The following is a 20,274-nucleotide window of genomic DNA, read 5'->3' on the forward strand; positions in this document are numbered from 1 at the left end:
GTGTGCGGCGCGGTCAGAGGGTCGCGAGGTCCAGGCCGGCCTGCGCGGCGGCGGCCTGCACGGTCTGCTCCAGCAGGACGGCGATGGTCATCGGGCCGACGCCACCGGGCACGGGGGTGATCAGGGAGGCGCGGGCCGCGGCCGACTCGAAGTGGACGTCGCCGACGTTGCCCTCGTTGTAGCCGGCGTCCAGGACGACGGCGCCCGGCTTGATGTCCTCGCCGCGAATGAACTCGGCCTTGCCGACGGCGGCGACCAGGACGTCCGCCTGGCGCACGATCGACGGCAGGTCGACCGTGCGGGAGTGACAGTAGGTGACCGTGGCGTTGCGCTCCAGCAGGAGCATCCCGGCGGGCTTGCCGAGGATGGCGCTGCGGCCGACGACCACGGCGTGTTTGCCGGTGAGGTCGACGTCGTAGGCCTCCAGCAGGCGCATGATCCCGCCGGGCGTGCAGGAGACGAAGCCGGGCAGCCCGAAGCCCATGGCCGCGAAGGAGTGCATGGTGACCCCGTCGACGTCCTTGCCCGGGGCGATGGCCTCGAAGGCGGCGCGCTCGTCGATGTGGTGCGGGACCGGGTGTTGCAGCAGGATGCCGCTGATCAGCGGGTCCTCGGAGAGCTCGGTGAGCGTGGCGATCAGTTCGTCGGTCGTGGTGGTCGCCGGCAGCTCCACGTGGCGGGAGGTGATCCCGGCCTTGGCGCAACGGTTCTGCTTCATGCGCACGTACGTGACGGAGGCCGGGTCCTCGCCGACGAGGACGGTGGCCAGGCAGGGGGCGGTGCCGGTGCGCTCGGTGATCTTCGCCGCGTGGGCGGCGGTCTGCTCCGAGATACGGCGGGCGACGGCGGTGCCGTCCATCAGCCGGGCAGTGGCGGTCGTCATGGGGTCTCCTGAACGTCGCTGCGGATCGCGGTTCGCCCAGGCGCGCGGCAGTCGACGTACGGCGTACGCCGGGCCGCTCCCCGGTGGTGATCCACCCGAACGCCAGTCACGGCCCGCCGCCCACTGTAGTCGACTTATCCACTGGTTCCTCGGCGTCGGAGCTGGGACGATCGAGACATGACGCGCACTTTCGACCATCTCGTCGCCGAGGCCGAATCCGTGTCCGTCGACGGCTGGGACTTCTCCTGGCTCGACGGGCGGGCGACCGAGCAACGGCCCTCATGGGGCTACCAGCGGCTCCTCGGGGAGCGTCTGGCCCTGGTGCGCTCCGCCCTCGACGTCCAGACCGGGGGCGGTGAGGTGCTCGCCGGGGCGGGCCCGCTGCCACCTCTGATGGCGGCCACCGAATCGTGGCCGCCGAACATCGACAGGGCGACCCGCCTGCTGCACCCGCTGGGCGCGGTGGTGGTCGCCGACGCCGACGAACCCCCGCTGCCCTTCGGCGACGGGGCCTTCGAGCTGGTCACCAGTCGACACCCGGTGACCATCTGGTGGGACGAGATCGCCCGGGTACTGACACCGGGCGGCACCTACCTCTCCCAGCAGGTCGGCCCGGCGAGCGTCTTCGAGCTCGTCGAGTACTTCCTCGGTCCGCAGCCGGATCACGTCCGGCGCGGCAGGCACCCCGACGACGCCGTCGCCGACGCCACGAAGGCGGGCCTGGAAGTGGTCGATCTGCGTTCCGAACGACTACGGACGGAGTTCCATGACATCGGAGCCGTGATCTACTTTCTACGGAAGGTGATCTGGATGGTGCCCGGCTTCACGGTCGGGCAGTACCGGGACCGGCTGCGCGAGCTCCACGAACGGATCGGGCGCGAGGGCCCGTTCGTCGCGCACACCGCCCGTTTCCTCATCGAAGCCCGCAAAACGGACTGAGAGGAGGCCTACGGAAAGGCGTTCGCGGAGCGGACGGATCTTCGCCGGATCGGTTGCGCGGCCACAGCGTGGCGCAGGTCACTCAATTCAGCGCGTAACGAATCGACTCGGGCATGCGATGAACCGACAGGTGTCCTCGCGCGGCCCCGGAATACAGACCCCCCTCGGGTCTGTTTCCCGAGTTCGCGCGATGATGTCCCGCTCACCCCTTATCTGTTCGCAACGAGAGGCTCCTTGTGTCGCTCAGCCCGTCCCGTACGTTCCCTCCGGAGATCGCCGAATCGGAGGCCCTCGTCACGCTCGTCGAGCGCGGCCGCGAGCAGGGTCACATCAACGGTGACGACGTGCGCCAGGCCTTCGAGGCCGGCCGCATCCCGGTGGACCAGTGGAAGCGGGTCCTGCGCAGCCTGAACCAGGTCCTGGACGAGGAGGGCGTCGCCCTCCACGTCAGCGCCGCCCCCGCCACCAAGGCTCCCGCGAAGAAGCCCCGCAAGGCGGCGGCGGCCCCGGCCCGCACCGTGACCAAGAAGGCGGCCGCCGCGCCGCGCCCCATCGGCGCGCGCAAGACGGCAGCCCCGGCCACCGCGGCGGCGATATCCGCTTCGTCGACCGGCGCCGAGGGCGAGGAGGCGGCCGAGGCCGCCGCCGAGCCCAAGAAGCGCACGGTCAAGAAGACCGCCGCCAAGAAGGCGACGGCGACCAAGAAGACCGCCGCGACCAAGAAGGGCGCGAAGGACTCCGACGAGGGCGAGACCCCCGCCGCCGAGGGTGAGGACTGGGCAGCCGAGGACCTCGCCGACGAGCCCGAGGAGGAGGCGCCCAAGACCGGCGGAACCCAGGGCTTCGTCCTGTCCGACGACGACGAGGACGACGCCCCGGCGCAGACGGTCATGGTGGCCGGTGCCACCGCCGACCCCGTCAAGGACTACCTGAAGCTGATCGGCAAGGTGCCGCTCCTCAACGCCGAGCAGGAGGTCGAGCTCGCCAAGCGCATCGAGGCGGGCCTGTTCTCCGAGTACAAGCTCGAAGAGGAGGAGGACCACAAGCCCGCGTTCAAGCGCGAGCTGGAGATCCTCGTCGAGGACGGCCGCCGGGCCAAGAACCACCTGCTGGAGGCCAACCTCCGCCTCGTGGTCTCCCTGGCCAAGCGCTACACGGGCCGCGGCATGCTCTTCCTGGACCTGATCCAGGAGGGCAACGTCGGTCTGATCCGCGCGGTGGAGAAGTTCGACTACACCAAGGGCTTCAAGTTCTCCACGTACGCGACCTGGTGGATCCGGCAGGCGATCACGCGTGCCATGGCCGACCAGTCGCGCACCATCCGCATCCCCGTCCACATGGTCGAGATCATCAACAAGCTCGCCCGCGTGCAGCGTCAGATGCTCCAGGACCTCGGTCGGGAGCCCACTCCGGAGGAGCTGGGCAAGGAACTCGACATGACCCCCGAGAAGGTCATCGAGGTCCAGAAGTACGGCCGCGAGCCGATCTCCCTGCACACCCCGCTGGGTGAGGAGGGCGACAGCGAGTTCGGTGACCTCATCGAGGACTCCGAGGCGGTCGTGCCGGCCGACGCGGTGTCGTTCACGTTCCTCCAGGAGCAGCTCCAGTCGATCCTGGGGACGCTCTCCGAGCGCGAGGCGGGCGTGGTCTCCATGCGCTACGGCCTCAACGACGGCCAGCCGAAGACGCTGGACGAGATCGGCCGCGTGTACGGGGTCACCCGTGAGCGCATCCGCCAGATCGAGTCCAAGACCATGTCGAAGCTGCGCCACCCGTCGCGTTCGCAGGTGCTGCGCGACTACCTCGACTGATCCGTCGGGAGGAACCCCGCGGATCCGGGACGAGCGCGCTCGTCCCGGATCCGCGGGGTTTTCCGCTTTCCCGCCCGCTTCCGGGTTCCTACCCGGCGGGTTCGGTGGTCCGGCGGCGGGCGGCCATCAGGGCGTGCACGAGCACGCCCGCGAAGAGGAACAGGACGCCCTGGTAGACGGCCGCGTGGCCGGAGCCCGCGACCAGCCACATGGAGAAGCCGAAGGCCAGGCAGGCCATCGAGGCGTCGCGGACCAGGCGACCGCGCGAGACCTCGTCGGCGCGACCCGAGGCGAGGAAGTGGAGCTGCGCGGCCGTCGACAGCAGGTACGGGACGGTCGCGGTGAAGGTCGTGACGAGGACCAGGACCTCGAAGACGCCCTCGGAACCGGCCGTGTAGTTGTAGACGGTGAGGCCGGACGCCAGGACCACGGTGACGAGGACGCCCACCACCGGGACGCCGCGGCGCCTGACCGCGAAGACCTTCGGGAAGAGCCCGTCCCGGGCCGCCGCGTACGGGGTCTGCGCACTGAGCAGGGTCCATCCGTTGAGCGCGCCGACCATCGACACCACCGCCGCGCAGGCGACGAGCGTGCCACCCCAGGTACCGCCGAACATGGCGTCGACGGCGTCGCTGAAGGGGGCCTGCGAGGAGACCAACGCGTCGTGGGAGACCAGACCGAACACGGCGAGGGTGCCGAGCAGGTAGACGGTGGCCGCGCCGACGGTGCCGAGGACGGTGGCGCGGGCGACGTTGCGGGCCGGATCGCGGACCTCGCCGGCGCTGACGGCGGCCGACTCGACGCCCAGGTAGCTGAAGAGCAGGATCGCGGCGGACGCGGAGACGGCTCCGACCGCGCTCCCGTCCGTGGCGCGGAACGGGCCGAGGTTCGCCGGGTCGAAGTGGAACAGCCCGCCGATGGCGACCAGCAGCAGCGGAGCCAGCTTCAGTACGGTCGCCACGACCTGGACGGCGCCCACGTACCGGGTGCCCGCCAGGTTGGCGAGGGCGGGCAGCCACTGGACGGCGAGCGCCGCCAGGCACATGGACCACTTGTGTTCCCCGATCGCGGGGAACAGCACCGCGAGGTAGCCGACGGCCGCCACCGCGAGGGCCGCGTTCGAGACCCAGGTGGTGATCCAGTAGCTGTAGGCGGCGAGGAAGCCCGCGAAGTCGCCGAACGCGGCGCGGACGTAGACGTACGGGCCTCCGGTGCGCGGGTGCCGTTCGGCGAGCCGGCCGAAGACCAGGGCCAGGGATATCGCGCCGAGGGTCAGGACGGCGAAGGCGACGAGGCTGATGGTGCCGAAGGGCGCCACCGAGGCCGGCAGCAGGAAGATCCCGCCGCCGATGATGTTGCCCATGACCAGACAGAGGGCGACCGGGAGGCCGAAGCGGCGGGCGTGGGGGCCGCCGTCGCGGCGGGCGGCATCGCCGTGATCGTGGGGGTCGGTGGGGTCGGTGGGGTCCGCGACCTCCGCGGGGACCGTGGCCCCGGTGGTGGTCGGGGCTGCGGTGCAGGTCATCGGTGGTGCGCCTCGGAATGTCTCACATGTTGGGCAGGACGCCCCATGGTCGACCACCGTGAACCGCGTACCAAATCACCGGGTTTCGTCCGGTGCGGGCACCCCCACGGAAGGAAGGCTTCCACCCGGATCGGGGTCCTGCCGGGGATCCTCCGCCGGTCGGTCCGTGAGCGGAACCTGGGGGCCGTCCGCCTCCCGGAGCCAGCGGCGCAGGACGTCGTGCACGGCCTCGGCGCCCACCAGCTCGCGGCCAGGATCGGACAGCTCCGTGGGCCACATCAGGAACGGGCGCGCCTGCTCCCCGCCCAGGCCGCCGTGCGAGCCGATCTGTTCCTCGAAGGCGTGCACGGAGCCCGTCACCGGGTCGTACGCCGAGTTGACCATGATGTCGGCCACGTGCGGGAAGGAGTCCGTCCGGCGGACCGCCTCGGCCGCGCCAGGCCCGAACGGCGCCAGCAGTTCCTCCGCGGCGCCCGGTACGTCCAGCCGCGCCGAGGCGCCGCCCGGGCCCAGCACCTCGCCGTCCACCAGCAGGAAGCCCACCCCCGGGTGGTTGGCCAGGGTGGCCAGCAGGGCGGGGTGGGCCCGCTCGATCCACCGGCGCGTGGCCCGCCCGGGCAGGTCCGGGAAGGAGATCAACGCGAGGTTGCCCGACGCCAGCACCACCGGGTCGGAGCCCGACTCGGGCCGGGCCTCCTCGCCCTCGTCCTCAGGCCGGTGCAGGGCCGCCAGGACGGCCGCGCGGGCCTCGGCCCCACTGCGGGTGCCGCCGGCCCGCCGGGAGACGGCGAGCCCGCAGCCCGCCCGGACGAGGTCCTTCAGCGTCAGCCCGTACCGGCCCAAGAAGGTCTCCCCCGGGCTCTGGCCGTGATCGGAGAGCAGGACGAACCGGTAGCCGCGCGGGGCGTGCTCGGCCGCCCGGGCGATCAGCGCGAGGCTCCGGTCCAGGCGGGCCAGTACCCGGTCGGTGTCCCCGCCCTGCGGGCCCGAGTGGTGGGCGACCTCGTCGTAGGCCACCAGGTCGGCGTAGACGGCGGTGCGGCCCGCCAGCGCGTCCCCGATCACCGCGGCGACGACCACGTCCCGCTCGATGACCGTGGCGAAGGCCCGGATGATCGGGTAGAGCCCGCCGCGCGCCACCCGCGGCTTGGTCCTGCGGGCGCGGGAGCGCAGCGACTGGCTGATCTCGCGGCCCACCTCGGCGGTGAAGGACAGGGCGGTGCGGACGGCGTTCGCCGGGTCGGAGAAGTACGCGAAGTAGCCCGCGCGGGAGCGGTTGTCGCGGCCCCGCCGGGCGGCGACGGACAGCACCAGCGCCAGCTGGTCGGCCCCGCCGCTGAACAGGTTGCCCCGACTGGCGCCGTCGAGGGTGAGCAGGCCGGCGTCCCCGGTGCGGCGTACGGCCCGGCGCTGGAGCTCGGCCGCGCTCGTGGGCCGGTTGCAGACCATCACCTCGCCGGTGTCCTTCTCGTACCAGCGGAAGGCCGGTACGTCGAAGTTGGAGCCGTGCAGGATGCCGAGTTGGCTGGCGCCGGTCTGGCTGGACCAGTCCGTGCGCCAGGGCGCGAGACGGTGGCTGCGCTCAAGCCAGTCCGCCACCGTCGGCATCAGCCCGGCCGCCGCCGCCCCGCGCAGCACCTCGTACCCGACGCCGTCCAACTGGAGGACGATCAGCCCGGGTGCGGCCTCTGCCGCGCCCGGGGCGCCCTCACGGCGCCGGCGGCGCCTGCGGTCGGCGAGGCGGTACAGCCGGCGCCGGTACGCCTCGTCGTCGCGGACCGCGAGGGCGGTGGAGGTGGCGGACGCCACCGCGGACATCACCGCGGCGACCACGACGGCCGTCTCGGGGGCCACCGCGCCGCGGCCGTCCGGGGTCAGGCTGAGCGCGATCAGCAGGATCGAGCCGTTGAGGAAGAACACGAGCAGCCCGAGCACCAGCGCGGGCACCAGCAGCAGGGCCCGTACCACCACCGGCCACACCAGCGCGCTCAGCAGGCCGAAGGCGCCGGCGCCCCAGGCCGCGGTCAGCCCGATCCGGGTGATGCTGTCGCCGTCGGAGGACTGGAGGCGGAAGTCGGGCAGGATTCCGGCGAGGACGAGCATGGTGAGCGTGGACACCGCCCACACGATCACCACCCGCATCAGCGCACCACCCGCGGCCCGCCAACGCCAACGCCCTCGCCCCACGCCCGTTCCCCGTCTTCCGTCCCGGGCCGCGCCCCGCCGGCGGCCGTCCCGGCCAGCCTCGCACAGGGTGGTGGGGCGGTGCGGCGGACACGGGTGGCGCACGAACGTACGGCGCCCGCCGGCCGTCGACCGACGGTCCGGCGGGCGGGGTCGGCCGGGCCGGCGGTGGTGGGGCTACGTGCCGTCGTAGCCGGCGGTCGGCATGGAGAGCCGACGGTGCACCTCGGCCTTCATCGCCGAGGTGTACTGCGGCTCGTCGAGCCCGGCGGTCTCCAACCGGACGCCGCGCCGTTCGCATTCCGCGGCGAACTCGTCGACCGAGCTCAGTGCCCGGGCCAGGACGCGCCTGTTGGGGGCGACGAACAGGTCGATCTGGCCGGCGTCGACGTCGCACCACAGCCCGCAGTGGTCGGCCCGCAGCCCGTAGAAGAGCAGGTGCCGGGTGACCACGTAGCCCTGGTCGGCAGCCCAGCGCGCGCACATGGCGTGCTGGCTCCGGGTGTCCACGGCGAAGGGATCGGTGTCGAGTTCCTCAAGCGGGGCCAGGCTGGCGATCGCGGCCACGCGCAGCTCATCCATGGCGCCCGACCCTACTCCGATCCGGGCCCGCGGAGGAGGGGACCGCGCGGATCCGATCGGGGAGGCCCCGTCCGCGCGGATCCCCCCGGCCGCCCCTGGGGCCTGTCGTCAAAGTCCCGTCATCGCCCGGAGGGCGGCCTCGGGAGTTTGACGACAGGTCCTAAGCTCGGGAGGAGCGGGAGCCGAGGGTGCGGGACCGAGGGAGGGAGGCCGGGGTGCCGGTCGAGATCACCTGGTGGGGGCACGCCACGTGCACGGTGCGGGACTCGGGGGTGCGGCTGCTGACCGATCCGCTGTTCGCCCGTCGGCTCGCGCACCTTCGGCGGCGGCGCGGCGCGCCGCCACCACCCGAGGCGGCGCGGGCCGACGTGGTGCTGGTGTCGCACCTGCACTCCGACCACCTGCACCTGCCGTCCCTGGCCCGCGTGCCGCGCGGTACCCGGCTGGTGGTGCCGCGCGGGGCGCGCGGGGCGGTGCCGGGTCTGAAGCGGCTCGCGGAGCTGCGCGACCTGGTGGTGGCGGAGGTGGCCCCGGGCGACGAGGTCGCCGTACGGGACGGGGTGCGGGTACGGGTGGTCAGTGCGCGGCACGACGGGCGGCGGTTGCCGTTCGGTCCGCAACGGTCGCCCGCGCTCGGGTACGTGGTCGAGGGCGCGTCGAGGACGTACTTCGCCGGGGACACCGGCCTGTTCGACACGATGGCCGAGGAGGTCGGGCCGGTGGACGTGGCGCTGCTGCCCGTGGGCGGCTGGGGGCCCTACCTGGGGCCGGGGCACCTGGACGCGGAGCGGGCGGCGCGGGCGCTGGCGGAGCTGGCTCCCGCTGCGGCGGTGCCGGTGCACTACGGGACGTACTGGCCGATCGGCATGGACGCGGTGCGTCCGCACGAGTTCCACGCGCCCGGCGAGGAGTTCGCGCGGCACGCGCTGCGGCACGCCCCGAAGGTGACGGTACGGGTACCGGCCCACGGGGAGCGGGTGCGGCTTCCGTGATCCCTTGGCGGGAGGCGGCGGCTGCCGCCGGTCAGGTGCCGCCGGAGACCACCCAGCAGGCGGTGGGGTACCCGGCGTTGTTCGTGCTGGTGGCGCTGGGCGCGCTGGTGCCGGTGATCCCGACGGGCGCGCTGGTGAGCACGGCGGCCGTGGTGGCGTTCCACCACCAGACCTTGCCGTTCGGGCTGTTGCTGGTGTTCGGGGTGTCCGCCGCGGCGGCGTTCCTCGGCGATGTCGCGCTGTACTGGCTGGGGCGGCGCGGGGTGCGTTCGCGCGGTGGCTCGCGGTGGCTGGAGTCGCTCCGTGGACGGGCCACGCCGGAGCGGCTGGAACGGGCGCAGGCGAAGCTCGACGAGAACGGCGTGATGGTGCTGGTGCTGTCGCGGCTGGTCCCGGCGGGCCGGATCCCGGTGATGCTGGCCTGCCTGCTGGCCGGGATGCCGCTGCGGCGGTTCGCCCGGGGCGACGCCCCGGCCTGCCTGGCCTGGGCGGCGACGTACGGGTTGATCGGAATCCTGGGCGGGTCCCTGTTCTCCGAGCCGTGGAAGGGCGTGGCGCTGGCCGTCGGCCTCGCGCTGCTGATCAGCGCGGGGCCGGCGGTGTGGCGGCGGGCACGTCGGTAGGCGGCGGCTGCGCCACGACGGTGTCGGGGGTCACGGGCCGGGGGTCCGGTGGGCCCAGGGGCGGACGGCTTCGAGTTGGGCCGACACTTGGAGGACGGTCGTCTCCTGGTGTTCCCTGCCGACCAGTTGGACCGCGAGCGGGAGTCCGTCGGAGCCGAAACCGGCCGGGACGGAGGCCGCTGGGTGACCGGTGACGTTCCACAGTGCGGTGTAGGCGATCATCGGGAGCGACCGGAGCATCGCGCCGACCGTCCCCACCCCGTCGAGGGCTCCGACGCGCCGGGGCCGGGCGGCCAGGGTCGGCGTGAGCAGCAGGTCGGCCCCGGCGAAGCAGCGGCCGGCCCGCGCCGCCAGTCGTTCGCCCGCGCGGACGGCCCGTTCCACCACGGCCCCGGACACCGGCCGGGCCAGGCGCAGGGTGCCACGGGTGCGCCGCTCCAGGAGCTCGGGCCGTTCCACGGCCGCCGCCTCGGCGCGCACGCCCCCGAAGAACTGCGCCACGAAGGGGGCCGTGCTGTCGGGGTAGCGGGGGTCCACCTCCCGTACGTCGTGGCCGAGTTCGCGCAGGATCCGGACGGTGTCGAGGAGCGCGGCGACGTGTTCGGGGTGCGGGCGCACTCCGAACACCGCGGGGGCGGCCGAGTAGCCGATCCGGAGCCTGCCGGGTTCGGTGGACGCCGCGTGGACGAAGCTCGTCCGGGCGGGCCGCGCGGTCCAGCGGTCCCCTTCGGCCGGGCCGGCGAGCACGTCGTGGAGCAGGGCGCTGTCCAACACGGTGCGGGTCAACGGTCCGATCGTGCCGAGGGCGTACCAGAGGTGCGGGTGCGGGGCGGTGGGGACGCGGCCGCGCTGCGGTTTGAGGCCGAACAGGCCGCAGCACGCGGCCGGGATCCGGATGGACCCGCCGCCGTCCCCGCCGAGCGCGGCGCCGGCGAGACCGGCGGCGACGGCGGCTGCGCTGCCCCCGCTGGATCCGCCGGTGGTGTGCGTGGGGCTCCAGGGGTTGCGTGCGTAGCCGTGCGCGGCCGACTCGGTGAACGGCCACTGGCCGAACTCGGGCATCGTGGTCTTCCCGATGACCACCGCTCCGGCGGCCCGCAACCGCCGGACGGCCTCGGCGTCGTGCGCGGCGGGCGTCAGGTTGGCCGCGCCGCCGAAGGTGGTCACCTCCCCGGCCACGTCCAGCTCGTCCTTGATCGCGACGGGTACCCCGAACAGCGGCCCGTCCGCGCCGGGTCCGCCCGCCGCGAGCGCGGCGTCGCGGGCGTCCGCCTCGGCCAGGGCGCGTTCCCCGAGCAGCACGCGGAAGGCTCCGAGGTGATCCATCCGCTCGGCGCGGCGCAACGTCGCCTCCACCAACCGGCGCGCCGACACCTTTCCGGTGCGCACGAGTTCGGCCTGTCGGGCGGCTCCCAGGAACACCAGCTCACGATCGTCCATCGACGTCCTTCCCGTTCCGTCGGTCCCGCACGTCCTGCACGTTCCGCACGTCCTGCACGTTCCGCACGTCCTGCACTCCCTGCACGTTCCGTACGTCCGCCGAGTCCCGCTTCGCGTCCCGCGCGTCGCGCCCGGTCCCGCTCGTGGTGCCGGGCAGGGAGCGTGCCACCCGGAATCCGACGTCCTCGACCCGGAAGCTCGGGTGGCTGCGGCGGCGTGCGGAGGCCCGGCAGCTCCAGTGCTCGTCGAACCAACCGCCGCCGCGCAGTACCCGGTAACTCCCGTACACCTCGGCGTCGTAGACGTCCCAGCACCAGTTCCAGACGTTGCCGAGCATGTCGTACAGGCCCCACGCGTTGGGGAGCCTGCCGCCCACCTCGTGGATCCGCTCCAGCGAATTGCCGCGGTACCAGGCGATCTCGTCGAGGGGCCCGTAGTGCGGTCCGGTGGTGCCGGCCCGGCAGGCGTGCTCCCACTCGGCCTCGGTCGGCAGCCGGTACCCGTCGGCGGATTCCTCGTGGTCGACGCCCAGACCGTCGGGGTGGAAGCGGTAGACGGGTGCGAGGCCCTCGGCCTCCGACAGCGCGTTGCAGAACCGGACGGCGTCCCACCAGGACACGCTCTCGACGGGCAACCGGTCACCCCGGGCGGCGCTGGGCCGCAGGCCGGTGACCTCCGCGTACCGGGCCTGGGTGACGGGGAGGGCCGCGATCCGGTACGGCGCGAGGTCCACGCCCCAACTGCGCATAGTCCGCCGGTCCGACAGGGTGACCCGCCCCGGCGGCACGGCGATCATCCCCGGTTCCGCACTCGCGTCCATGAACAGGGGATCCTACGACACGAGTTCACGCGCGGGCCCGGTCAGTCGGCCAGCCCGGCGAGGACCGAGCCGAGCAGGTCGAGCGCCCCGCGGACGTGCGGCAGCGCCAGGGGGTCCGGGGACTCCAGGGCGGCCAGTCGCTGTCGCGGTCCGCCGCCCAGCAGCGGCCCGGTCGACAGTCGTACCCGCAACGCTCCCAGGTCGTCGGCGAACCGTTGCCCGCCGGGGGTCGCCGCACCCAGCCGGGCGCCGAGCCAGTCCTCCAGCTCCATGGCGTCACCCACCCCGTGCCGGGCCAGCCCGGCCCGCAGCGGCGTGAGGTCGGCGTACAGGTGTCGGCCGGCCTCGGGGGGTCGCGCGAAGGCCCCGGCGGCCAACAGCACCCGGTGCGCGGCGGCGGCGACCGTGCCGTGCAGGGCCGCGGCGGCGTAGGCCCGTTCGGTGACCGGGTCCGGTTCGTCCAGCGCGTGCGCGGCGGCCCCCGCGACGGGACCGGCGACCAGGGCGCCGGTGGCGGTGAGGATGTCCAGGGTCCGGGCGCGCAGCCAGGTGCCGCGCGGGGTTCCGGGGAGGCGGAGCGCGGCGGCGGGCCAGCCGCCGGGCAGCAGCGCGCCGGAGAGGTCGACGAGGACGGCGACCTGGTCGGGGAGCATTTCGGCGGGGCTCAGCGCGAGGGTGTCGTGGGGGCGGTGGACGGTGTCGCGCCAGCTCTCGTCGCCGACCACGAACAGGCCCGCGGACTCCGCCGCCTCGCAGGCCTCGCGGAGCAGCTCGGGAGGGGGCACGGTCCCCGTCGGGTCGTCGGCCACGGACAGCAGCAGCACGCGCGGATCGCCGCCCTCGGCCCGGACCCTCCGTACGGTTTCCAGCAGGGCGTACGGGTCCGGTACGCCGCCGCACTCGGCGGGGGTCGGCACGTGGTAGGCCCTCCGTCCCAGCAGTCGGACCTGCGGGGTCCACCAAGCGGGACAGGGGCGGGGCAGCATGACGTCGCCGCCGTACGCGCCGAGCAGGGCCAGCAGCAGGGCGGGGGCGCCGGGCCCCGCGGCCACGTTCTCCGGGGCGGTGGCGAGCCCGCGCCGGGCCCAGTACCGGCAGGCGGCCTCGCGCAGCGGCTCCCCGCCGCCCGGCGGCTCGGGGGCGGCCCGGTCCGCCGCCCCGGCCAGGGCCTCGGTCAGTTCGGGGAGGGCGGGCAGGCCGGGTTCCGGAGCGGGGGGGCCGTAGCGGACGGGCCCACGCCCGACGGACACCGGCCCCCAGGCCCGGGCCGTGCCCGGACCGTGCGTCGTCCCCTCGGCCATCCCCGCCACCGCGTCCGCCTTCCGCTGCCGCCGCACTGCCGCCGACCGGCTTCGTCACTGCCCTTTATACGGTCATTCGGCCCACCGTGCCCGTCGGCCGGGCCGTCGAACCGCAGAGCCGTCCGCGCGACCCGAACCCGGGACGTGCACTCCTCACCCCTTGCCGCGCAAGCCTCCTGTCCACATTTCAAAACGCAGGTCTCACATGACGGTCGGATCCTCTACCGTGATCACGACGCTTCGACGAGGAGGGGTTCCGCCATGAACGACGCCACCCGCGCCACCCACGAGAACGACGCCCGCACCGCCCACGAGACGGCCGTCTACACGCACGGCCACCACGAGTCCGTACTGCGCTCCCACCGCTGGCGCACCGCCGCCAACTCGGCCGCCTATCTGACCGGGGAACTGCGCGCGGGCATGAGGGTGCTGGACGTCGGCTGCGGGCCCGGCACCATCACGGCGGACCTGGCGGAACTGGTCGCCCCGGGCGGCCGGGTGACGGCCGTGGACGCGGCGGCGGACGTGGTCGAGCAGGCCCGTGCCCACGCCCGCGAACGCGGCCTGGCCGGGGTCATCGACTTCGGTACGGCCGATGTCCACGCCCTGGACTTCCCCGACGACACCTTCGACGTGGTCCACGCCCACCAGGTGCTGCAACACGTCGGCGACCCGGTACGGGCCCTGCGCGAGATGCGCCGCGTGTGCCGGCCGGGCGGCATCGTGGCCGTGCGCGACGCCGACTACGCGGCGATGACCTGGTACCCGGCGACTCCGGGCCTGGAGGAATGGCTGGACCTGTACCGGCGGGTGGCCCGGGCGAACGGCGGCGAGCCCGACGCCGGCCGTCGGCTGCTGTCATGGGCCCGCGCGGCGGGCTTTGCGGAGATCTCCGCCTCGGCGACGGCCTGGTGCTACGCCACCGCCGAGGAGGTCGCCTGGTGGTCCTCCCTGTGGGCGGACCGCACGACGGCCTCCGCCTACGCGGCCATCGCGACGGACGGCGGCCACGGCACCCCCGCCGACCTGGACGCCGCCGCCGGTGCCTGGCACGCGTGGGGCGCGGCCCCCGACGCCTGGTTCTCCGTCCTGAACGGCGAACTGATCTGCCGCGCCTAGCGCCGGGGCACGCGCGGGCCTCCACGGGGCACCGACCTTCCCCACGGCCGCCGGCCCCGCCCACGACGGGATGTGCCGGCGGACCCTAACCGCGGCGCCACCAGGACAGGGTGAGGAGCGAGCCGGCGGCGACGAGGACGGCGACGACGCGCAGTCCGAAGGACATCGCCTGGGAGAAGTCCTGCGAGCCGTGGGTGGAGAGGGCGGTGCCGAGGACGGCGACGCCCAGCGCGCTGCCGATCTCACGCGTCGCGCCGTTCAGGCCCGAGCCGAGACCGGCCCGGGACTGGGGCAGGGACGTCATCACGGCGGAGGACAGGACGGGCACGCAGAGGCCCATGCCGAGGGAGAGGAGCACGAGGAAGAGGGCGTAGACGGGATAGGGGGTGGCGGCGGTGGCGAAGGAGATCAGGAAGAGGCCGGCGACGATCCCGGTGAGGCCGACGGCGACGACGGCGTCACCGAAGCGCGCGGCCAGGGCGATGCTGCGGCGGGAGGCGACCATCATGCCGACGGCGAGGGGGACGATCGCGCAGCCCGTGAGCAGGGGCGAGTACCCCTTGGCGTACTGAAGGTACTGGGCGTTGACGTAGAACAGCGAGAACAGCCCGAAGAACGCGACGCCGACGCCGAGGGAACCGGCGCGCAACCTGCGGTCGCGGAACAGTCGGGGGTCGATCAGCGGGTGGGCCGTGCGCAGCGAGCGGGCCACGAACAGGGTCAGCAGGACGGCGGACGCGGCGAGCGCGCCGAGCACCCGTACGGAGGCCCAGCCGGCCGAGGGGCCCTCGATGATGCCGTGGAGCAGGGCCGCGACGGCCGCGACGAGGAGGACGGAGCCGATCACGTCCAGTGCCGCGGGGCGCCGTTCGCCGCGCGGGGCGAAGCGGGCCGCCAGCAGGCCCAGGACGACGGCGACCGGCGCGACGGCCAGGAACAGGCCCTGCCAGGGCAGGTACTGCAGGACGAGGCCGCCGCCGATGTTCCCGACGACTCCGGCGATGCCGGTCGCGGCCGTCCACACGGCGACGGCCTGGGGGCGTCCGGCGGGTTCGGTCACCTCCAGCATCAGCGACAGGGTGGCCGGCATCACGAGGGCCGCCCCCATGCCGGTGACGGCCCGTCCGGCGATGAGTACGGCCACGCCCGGGGCCGCGGCGGACAGCAGGGCCCCGACGGCGACCAGGGCCAGTCCGGCCAGCAGGGCGCCCTTGCGGCCGTGGCGGTCGCCGAGCGCGCCGGCGGGTATCAGCAGGCAGCCGAACACCAGGACGTAGGTGTCGACGATCCACAGGAGTTGGCCCGCGGACGGTTCGAGGGGGCTCGCCGCCAGTGCGGGGATCGCGAGGTTGACCGCCGCGACGAGCGACACCACCAGCACGGAACACGCGGCCATCACCGTGTACACGGCTCGGCGGCCGGCCGGCCGGGGTGTGCGGCGCTCTGCAACCAGGTTCATTTCAGGGGTCTTTCGTCCGAGGGAGGGTGACGGGGCCGGCCGTGACCCCACGGTAGGCTCGCATCGGACTTGCCTTCAAATGCAACCTTGCGAAGAGATAAGTGCACCGCATGCACCTGGATATGAATCTGCTGATCGCCCTGGACGCCCTGCTCGAAGAGGGCAGTGTCGGGGGCGCCGCCGACCGGCTCAGCCTGTCGTCGCCGGCGATGAGCCGGACCCTCGCCCGCATCCGGCGCGCCCTCGGCGATCCGGTGTTGGTCCGGTCGGGGCGGGTCATGGTGCCCACACCGCGCGCGCTGGCCCTCCGGGCGGAGGTCCACGAGCTGGTCTCCCGGGCCCGGGCCGTCTTCACGCCGGTCGGCGAGATCGATCCGGCACGGTTGGAGCAGGTCTTCACCGTCCAGGCGGACGAGTCACTGGTCGTCCGGCTCGGGGCGCCGCTGCTGACCCGGATCCGGACCGAGGCCCCCGGCGTCTCGCTCCGGTTCCTGGGCGAGGGCCCGCAGGACGTCCAGTACCTCCGCGAGGGTCTGGCGGACCTGGAACTCGGCAACGTCACCGATTCCGGTCCGGAGACCCGGATCGAACCGCTCCTGGAGGACCGCTTCGTGGGTGTGGTCCGGGCCGGCCACCCCCTGTTGGACGGCGACGTCACCGTCGAACGGTTCGCCGCCGCCGGCCACATCAACCATTCGCGCCGCGGCCGGTTCGGCGGACCGATCGACACGGCGCTGGCCGACCGGGGCCTGGCGCGCCGGGTGGTCGCCGTGTACCCGACGTTCGCCTCGGCCCTGTTGTCCCTGCTGGACACGGACCTCGTCGGCATCCTCGGGGACCGCGTCCACTCGGCGACGGCCCGTCGGTTCGGATTGGCCACCTTCCCCGTGCCGCTCGACCTGCCGCCGTTGGAGCTGTCCCTCGCCTGGCACCCGCGGTACGCGGCCGACCCCGCCCACGCCTGGCTGCGCGGCCTGGTGCGCGGGGTCGTCCGGGACGAGCTCGGCCGGGCGGCGCCGTAGGTCCGGGACCTGTCGTCAGGGGGCTGATCGGCCCGAACCACCGGGCGGGCGCATGCGGAAGTCGTACGCGGGCGGCAGCGGGGCGTCCGTGAGGTCGGCCCAGAGCTCGGACAGGGCCTCCTCGCCCTCGCGGAGGTCGGCGAGTTCGAAGCCGTCCTCGAAGAGCCGGCGTGCCGCACCGACGTGGCCCTCCGCGGCCAGCAGCCGGGCGGCGAGCAGCCGGAACCGGCCCTGCTCGCGCAAGGCAGGGCGGAGCCCGTCCCACACCTCGCGGGCGGCGGCCGGCCGGCCCGCGGCCAGCAGGGCTGTCATCGCCTCCCGGCCCAGGGCGGATTCGGCGGCGGCCCAGACCTCCCCGCCCCGGCTCTCCGCGACCAGGTCCGCGAAGGCCTCGGCGTACCGGTCGGCGGCCCGCAGCGGATCCCCGGCGAGGGCGTCGGCCACCGCGAGGCAGCGCAGCAGGGGCCAGCGGGAGGGCGCCAGGACCAGGCCTCGTTCCCAACTCCGCACGGCCTGGGCGACGTCACCGGCGTGCCACTGGGCGACGCCCAGGTGGTACTCGGTGAGCGGGTCGGCCGGGGCCGTCTCCAGCATGTCCCGCCAGTGCCCGGCGACGAGGGCCTCGCCGGGCGGGGCGGCCCTGCGCGGCGCGGGCAGGACCCCGGTGCGCCACAGCCTCAGCCAGGGTTCCTGGGCGGCGCCGAGGGTCGATTCCTCGAAGGGGGTGCCGGGCAGGGAGTGGCCCGCGCACAGCACCTCCAGCGCGCCCCACCCGGAGCCGGTGGCGATCCGCTCCCCCGGTTCGGTGTCGGCACGGGCCTGCCAGGCCTTGAAGGCGGCGTCGAGGGTCGCCGCGGGCATGACCGCGTCCAGGGCCCCGGCGACCGCGCCGCGGGCCGCCGCCCAGTCGGCTCCGTGCACCTGGGCGGGGTCGGCGCGCAGCGGTCCGTAGACCTCCAGCCAGCTGAACTCGGCGCCGCCTTCGAGGCGTACGTGTTCCAGTTGGGTGCGGGCCAGGCCGGCCTGGATCTCGGCGTAGCCGCCGGTGCCGGGCCGGGTCAGCCATTCCTGCCAGCGCCGGCCGCCCGCCCCGCTGCCCCACACGAACAGCTTGCGGCCGCGCAGTCGGGCGGTGGAGGCCTGCGCCAGCCCGTACCCGTCGGCGTCGAGCGAGGCGATCCAGGGTCGGTCCGCGTCCGCGTCGCGGACCTCGTAGAAGTAGTCGGCGGGATAGGTGTCGCGCAGCGGGTACGTGCGGTCCTCGCCGTCCATGACGGGTACGGGGACGCGGCGCAGGGAGCGTTCGTAGCCGAAGTGCCAGGCCTCTTCCGCGGGGGCGAGGACCCGGCTGCCCGGCTCCTCGGGGACGGCTGTGTTGGACCACCAGTACACGGGCGCGGGGCGTTCGTGCGGGTTGCGGACGCGGACGCCGACGTGGAGGAACTCCGAGTCGGCGGGGAGCCACAGGTCCACCTGGAAGGGCAGGTCGCGCAGCCGTTCCCATTCCCACATCCGCAGCATCACGCCGCCGTCGGGTGCGGGGACGGGCGCCGCGTGCAGCGGGGCGCAGGACAGGGTGGTGTGTCCGGTGGCGCCGATGTTCCATTCGACGCCGCCGGAGAACCAGGCTCCGTTGAGGGCGAAGTTGGCGGGCTGGAACACCGGGTTGCGGTACAGCAGTTCGCGGCCGGTCGGCAGGTGGACGAGGGAGTGGATCCGGCCGCCGAGTCCGGGCAGCACGGTGACGCGGAGCAGGCCGTTCTCGATGACGACCGATTCGAACTCGCGCTCCGCGCGCTCGCGTCCGTACCCGTCCCGGACCGGGACGGGCAGGAGCGAGCGCAGCGGTTCGTACCCGATCTGGCGGGCCATGTCGCGCGGCAGCCCGTCGCGCGCGCGTTCGTCCAGTACGTGCACCCCGTCGGGTGCGCGCAGGGCCGGGAGGGGGTTGTCGGGACCCAACGGGGCCGCGGGAAGGGTCAGCAGGGCACGTCGGACGGTTGTGGCCATGGGGAAATGGAACACGCCGGCGCGGCCGGTGCACAGGGGTTCCGCGCATCACCACCGGTCAGGATTACGCAAAGGCGTCCGAGACCAGGTCGGCGAGCAGCGCTCCCGCACGCCCGTCCGGATCCAGGTCCGGGTCGTAGACGGTGACGTTGAGCCCGACGCAGCGCGGGGAGCGGGCCAGTACGTCGAGCAGTGCGGCGAGTTCGTCGGGCAGCAGCCCGCCCGGTTCGGGGCTGTCCACGGCGGGCATGACGGACGGGTCCAGGACGTCGGCGTCCAGGTGGATCCAGAAGCCGTCCGTACGCGGCGGGTGGAGTCCTTCCAGCGCGGCGCGGGCCACGGCCGCGGCGCCCCGCTCCCGGATGTCGCCGACGGTGGCGGCGGCGATCCCGGCGGCGTGCAGTTCGGGCAGGTCGGGGTCGCCGTCGCGGAGTCCGAAGAGGCGTACGTCCTCGTCGCGCAGGTAGGGGCCGAGGCCTTCCAGAGCGGTCAGGTCGGCCTGGCCCCGGCCGGTGGCCAGGGCCAGTTCCTCGCCGGCGGCGGCGCCGACGGGTCCGTTGACGGCCTCGTTGCCGGGGTGGCGGAAGTCGGCGGACCCGTCGATCGCGGCGAGCCCGTAGTGGCCGATGCGGCGCATGGCGAGTGCGGCGCCGAGTTGGATGGAGCAGTCGCCGCCGAGGACGACGGGGAACTCCCCGGCCCGCAGGTGCTTCTCGATGCGGTCGGCGAGGACGGTGGTGTATCCGGCGAGGGGTTTCGCGTGGAAGACGCCGTCGCCCTCCTGCCAATCGCCCCGGTCGTAGCGGGGCGGGACGACGACGCCGCCCTCGCGTGCGCCGAGCCGGTGCAGCAGCCTTTGCTCGCGCAGGGCGCCGGCCAGTTTGTGAACCCCGGGGACCGTGCCGGGCGCGGGCGGTCGCAGGCCGAGGTTGGAGGGTGCGTCGATGAGTACGAGGCTTCTCATGACTCCATCCTGGGCGACTCGGGCTCCGCGGTCCCGGTTTTCGGCCGGCGGGGTTCGCCGGCCGTGACGGCCCAGCGTTCATGGTCGCGCCAGGCGCCGTCGATGTGGAGGAAGTCCGGGGAGAGGCCTTCGAGGCGGAAACCGCGGCTTCGTACCAGGGCGATGGAGGCGGCGTTGGCCGGCTGGATGTTGGCCTCCAGGCGGTGCAGGCCGAGTCCGCCCCGGTCCGCCGGCGCGAAGGCTTGGTCGACGACGAGGTCGAGGGCCTCGCCCATCAGTCCGCGGCCGGCGGCGTGCGCGAAGGCTCCGTAGCCCAGTGCGCCGCAGCGGAAGGCGCCCAGGACGATGTTGTTGACGTTGACGAAGCCGGCGATGGCCCCGGTGGCGAGTTCGCAGACCAGGAACCCGACGCGGCCCTCGTCGCCGCCGAGGCGGGCCGCCCAGGGCTCGTACTCCGCGACGGTGACGGGCGGGAACAGCCAGGGCCGGTGCAGGTGCCGGCTCTCGTGCGCGCGGGCGGTGAACTCGGGGCCGTCGGCCTGCCGGAAGGGCCGCAGGCCGACCGCCGGGCCGGTGGCGACGTAGTGCGAATATTCCATC

The 20,274-nt window shown here is 74.0% G+C and carries 16 protein-coding genes, 1 pseudogene and 1 riboswitch; of the genes and pseudogenes, 6 read left to right on the plus strand and 11 right to left on the minus strand.

Annotated features, from left to right (window positions below):
• Nucleotides 1-13 precede the first annotated feature (13 nt).
• On the minus strand, nt 14-883 hold the full coding sequence (locus ACZ58N_RS15050; RefSeq protein ID WP_471159105.1) for a bifunctional 5,10-methylenetetrahydrofolate dehydrogenase/5,10-methenyltetrahydrofolate cyclohydrolase: 870 nt from the start codon (nt 881-883) through the stop codon (nt 14-16).
• Nucleotides 884-910: 27 nt separating this feature from the next.
• Nucleotides 911-1,003, minus strand: a riboswitch (ZMP/ZTP riboswitch).
• 57 nt (nt 1,004-1,060) lie between these two features.
• On the opposite strand from ACZ58N_RS15050, the gene ACZ58N_RS15055 reads away from it, so the two are divergent.
• Together ACZ58N_RS15055 and ACZ58N_RS15060 are read left to right on the plus strand one after the other, a co-directional pair.
• A complete protein-coding gene (locus tag ACZ58N_RS15055) occupies nt 1,061-1,822 on the plus strand; it encodes a methyltransferase domain-containing protein (protein WP_471159107.1) in 762 nt (253 codons plus the stop codon).
• 236 nt (nt 1,823-2,058) lie between these two features.
• The gene (locus tag ACZ58N_RS15060; protein ID WP_471159109.1) at nt 2,059-3,633 is read left to right on the plus strand and encodes an RNA polymerase sigma factor; all 1,575 of its coding nucleotides are present in this window, start codon (nt 2,059-2,061) and stop codon (nt 3,631-3,633) included.
• Nucleotides 3,634-3,721: 88 nt separating this feature from the next.
• Here ACZ58N_RS15060 and ACZ58N_RS15065 read toward each other — a convergent pair whose 3' ends face one another.
• From ACZ58N_RS15065 to ACZ58N_RS15075, 3 genes are all read right to left on the minus strand, one after another.
• Nucleotides 3,722-5,158: an amino acid permease gene (locus ACZ58N_RS15065; protein ID WP_471159111.1), complete on the minus strand. Its 1,437-nt coding sequence runs from the start codon at nt 5,156-5,158 to the stop codon at nt 3,722-3,724.
• 75 nt (nt 5,159-5,233) lie between these two features.
• The gene (locus tag ACZ58N_RS15070; RefSeq protein WP_471159113.1) at nt 5,234-7,300 is read right to left on the minus strand and encodes a phage holin family protein; all 2,067 of its coding nucleotides are present in this window, start codon (nt 7,298-7,300) and stop codon (nt 5,234-5,236) included.
• Nucleotides 7,301-7,519: 219 nt separating this feature from the next.
• The gene (locus ACZ58N_RS15075; RefSeq protein WP_471159115.1) at nt 7,520-7,924 is read right to left on the minus strand and encodes a hypothetical protein; all 405 of its coding nucleotides are present in this window, start codon (nt 7,922-7,924) and stop codon (nt 7,520-7,522) included.
• Between the two features lie 215 nt (nt 7,925-8,139).
• Between ACZ58N_RS15075 and ACZ58N_RS15080 the strand changes: the two genes are divergently transcribed.
• Together ACZ58N_RS15080 and ACZ58N_RS15085 are read left to right on the plus strand one after the other, a co-directional pair.
• On the plus strand, nt 8,140-8,916 hold the full coding sequence (locus ACZ58N_RS15080) for an MBL fold metallo-hydrolase (protein WP_471159117.1): 777 nt from the start codon (nt 8,140-8,142) through the stop codon (nt 8,914-8,916).
• Complete coding sequence (locus tag ACZ58N_RS15085; protein ID WP_471159119.1) at nt 8,913-9,539, plus strand: DedA family protein; 627 nt, start codon at nt 8,913-8,915, stop codon at nt 9,537-9,539. Before ACZ58N_RS15080 ends, ACZ58N_RS15085 begins: the two co-directional genes overlap by 4 nt.
• A 30-nt stretch (nt 9,540-9,569) precedes the next feature.
• Here ACZ58N_RS15085 and ACZ58N_RS15090 read toward each other — a convergent pair whose 3' ends face one another.
• The 3 genes and pseudogenes from ACZ58N_RS15090 to ACZ58N_RS15100 all read right to left on the minus strand — a co-directional run bounded on the left by ACZ58N_RS15090 (nt 9,570) and on the right by ACZ58N_RS15100 (nt 13,100).
• Nucleotides 9,570-10,979, minus strand: coding sequence for an amidase (locus ACZ58N_RS15090; protein ID WP_471159121.1), 1,410 nt, complete (start codon nt 10,977-10,979; stop codon nt 9,570-9,572).
• A 154-nt stretch (nt 10,980-11,133) separates the two neighbouring features.
• Nucleotides 11,134-11,799: pseudogene (locus ACZ58N_RS15095) on the minus strand (formylglycine-generating enzyme family protein); the annotation flags it as partial.
• A gap of 41 nt (nt 11,800-11,840) precedes the next feature.
• The gene (locus ACZ58N_RS15100; RefSeq protein WP_471159123.1) at nt 11,841-13,100 is read right to left on the minus strand and encodes an aminotransferase class I/II-fold pyridoxal phosphate-dependent enzyme; all 1,260 of its coding nucleotides are present in this window, start codon (nt 13,098-13,100) and stop codon (nt 11,841-11,843) included.
• Between the two features lie 261 nt (nt 13,101-13,361).
• Between ACZ58N_RS15100 and ACZ58N_RS15105 the strand changes: the two genes are divergently transcribed.
• Nucleotides 13,362-14,219, plus strand: coding sequence for a class I SAM-dependent methyltransferase (locus ACZ58N_RS15105; protein ID WP_471159125.1), 858 nt, complete (start codon nt 13,362-13,364; stop codon nt 14,217-14,219).
• An 85-nt stretch (nt 14,220-14,304) separates the two neighbouring features.
• Here ACZ58N_RS15105 and ACZ58N_RS15110 read toward each other — a convergent pair whose 3' ends face one another.
• Nucleotides 14,305-15,678 carry an MFS transporter gene (locus ACZ58N_RS15110; RefSeq protein ID WP_471159126.1) on the minus strand — a complete coding sequence of 458 codons (1,374 nt, stop codon included), beginning with the start codon at nt 15,676-15,678 and terminating at the stop codon, nt 14,305-14,307.
• 122 nt (nt 15,679-15,800) lie between these two features.
• On the opposite strand from ACZ58N_RS15110, the gene ACZ58N_RS15115 reads away from it, so the two are divergent.
• On the plus strand, nt 15,801-16,700 hold the full coding sequence (locus ACZ58N_RS15115) for a LysR family transcriptional regulator (RefSeq protein ID WP_471159128.1): 900 nt from the start codon (nt 15,801-15,803) through the stop codon (nt 16,698-16,700).
• A gap of 15 nt (nt 16,701-16,715) precedes the next feature.
• On the opposite strand, the gene ACZ58N_RS15120 is transcribed toward ACZ58N_RS15115, so the two are convergent.
• The 3 genes from ACZ58N_RS15120 to ACZ58N_RS15130 all read right to left on the minus strand — a co-directional run bounded on the left by ACZ58N_RS15120 (nt 16,716) and on the right by ACZ58N_RS15130 (nt 20,273).
• A complete protein-coding gene (locus tag ACZ58N_RS15120) occupies nt 16,716-18,710 on the minus strand; it encodes a DUF5107 domain-containing protein (protein WP_471159130.1) in 1,995 nt (664 codons plus the stop codon).
• A gap of 64 nt (nt 18,711-18,774) precedes the next feature.
• Nucleotides 18,775-19,674 carry an arginase family protein gene (locus ACZ58N_RS15125; RefSeq protein ID WP_471159132.1) on the minus strand — a complete coding sequence of 300 codons (900 nt, stop codon included), beginning with the start codon at nt 19,672-19,674 and terminating at the stop codon, nt 18,775-18,777.
• Entirely contained in the window at nt 19,671-20,273 is a 603-nt protein-coding gene (locus ACZ58N_RS15130) for a GNAT family N-acetyltransferase (RefSeq protein ID WP_471159134.1), read from the minus strand. The genes ACZ58N_RS15125 and ACZ58N_RS15130 overlap by 4 nt, the downstream gene beginning before the upstream one ends.
• Between the last annotated feature and the right edge of the window lies 1 nt (nt 20,274).

The sequence above is a fragment of the Streptomyces sp. NPDC040432 genome (assembly GCF_055595445.1).

Excerpts from the sequence above, each read along its gene's own strand:
- ACZ58N_RS15050 (WP_471159105.1), bottom strand. The coding sequence starts at position 883 with ATGACGACCGCCACTGCCCGGCTGATGGACGGCACCGCCGTCGCCCGC.
- ACZ58N_RS15105 (WP_471159125.1), top strand. The coding sequence starts at position 13,362 with ATGAACGACGCCACCCGCGCCACCCACGAGAACGACGCCCGCACCGCC.
- ACZ58N_RS15070 (WP_471159113.1), bottom strand. The coding sequence starts at position 7,300 with ATGCGGGTGGTGATCGTGTGGGCGGTGTCCACGCTCACCATGCTCGTC.
- ACZ58N_RS15065 (WP_471159111.1), bottom strand. The coding sequence starts at position 5,158 with ATGACCTGCACCGCAGCCCCGACCACCACCGGGGCCACGGTCCCCGCG.
- ACZ58N_RS15130 (WP_471159134.1), bottom strand. The coding sequence starts at position 20,273 with ATGGAATATTCGCACTACGTCGCCACCGGCCCGGCGGTCGGCCTGCGG.
- ACZ58N_RS15115 (WP_471159128.1), top strand. The coding sequence starts at position 15,801 with ATGAATCTGCTGATCGCCCTGGACGCCCTGCTCGAAGAGGGCAGTGTC.
- ACZ58N_RS15090 (WP_471159121.1), bottom strand. The coding sequence starts at position 10,979 with ATGGACGATCGTGAGCTGGTGTTCCTGGGAGCCGCCCGACAGGCCGAA.
- ACZ58N_RS15120 (WP_471159130.1), bottom strand. The coding sequence starts at position 18,710 with ATGGCCACAACCGTCCGACGTGCCCTGCTGACCCTTCCCGCGGCCCCG.
- ACZ58N_RS15100 (WP_471159123.1), bottom strand. The coding sequence starts at position 13,100 with ATGGCCGAGGGGACGACGCACGGTCCGGGCACGGCCCGGGCCTGGGGG.
- ACZ58N_RS15110 (WP_471159126.1), bottom strand. The coding sequence starts at position 15,678 with ATGAACCTGGTTGCAGAGCGCCGCACACCCCGGCCGGCCGGCCGCCGA.
- ACZ58N_RS15125 (WP_471159132.1), bottom strand. The coding sequence starts at position 19,674 with ATGAGAAGCCTCGTACTCATCGACGCACCCTCCAACCTCGGCCTGCGA.
- ACZ58N_RS15055 (WP_471159107.1), top strand. The coding sequence starts at position 1,061 with ATGACGCGCACTTTCGACCATCTCGTCGCCGAGGCCGAATCCGTGTCC.
- ACZ58N_RS15075 (WP_471159115.1), bottom strand. The coding sequence starts at position 7,924 with ATGGATGAGCTGCGCGTGGCCGCGATCGCCAGCCTGGCCCCGCTTGAG.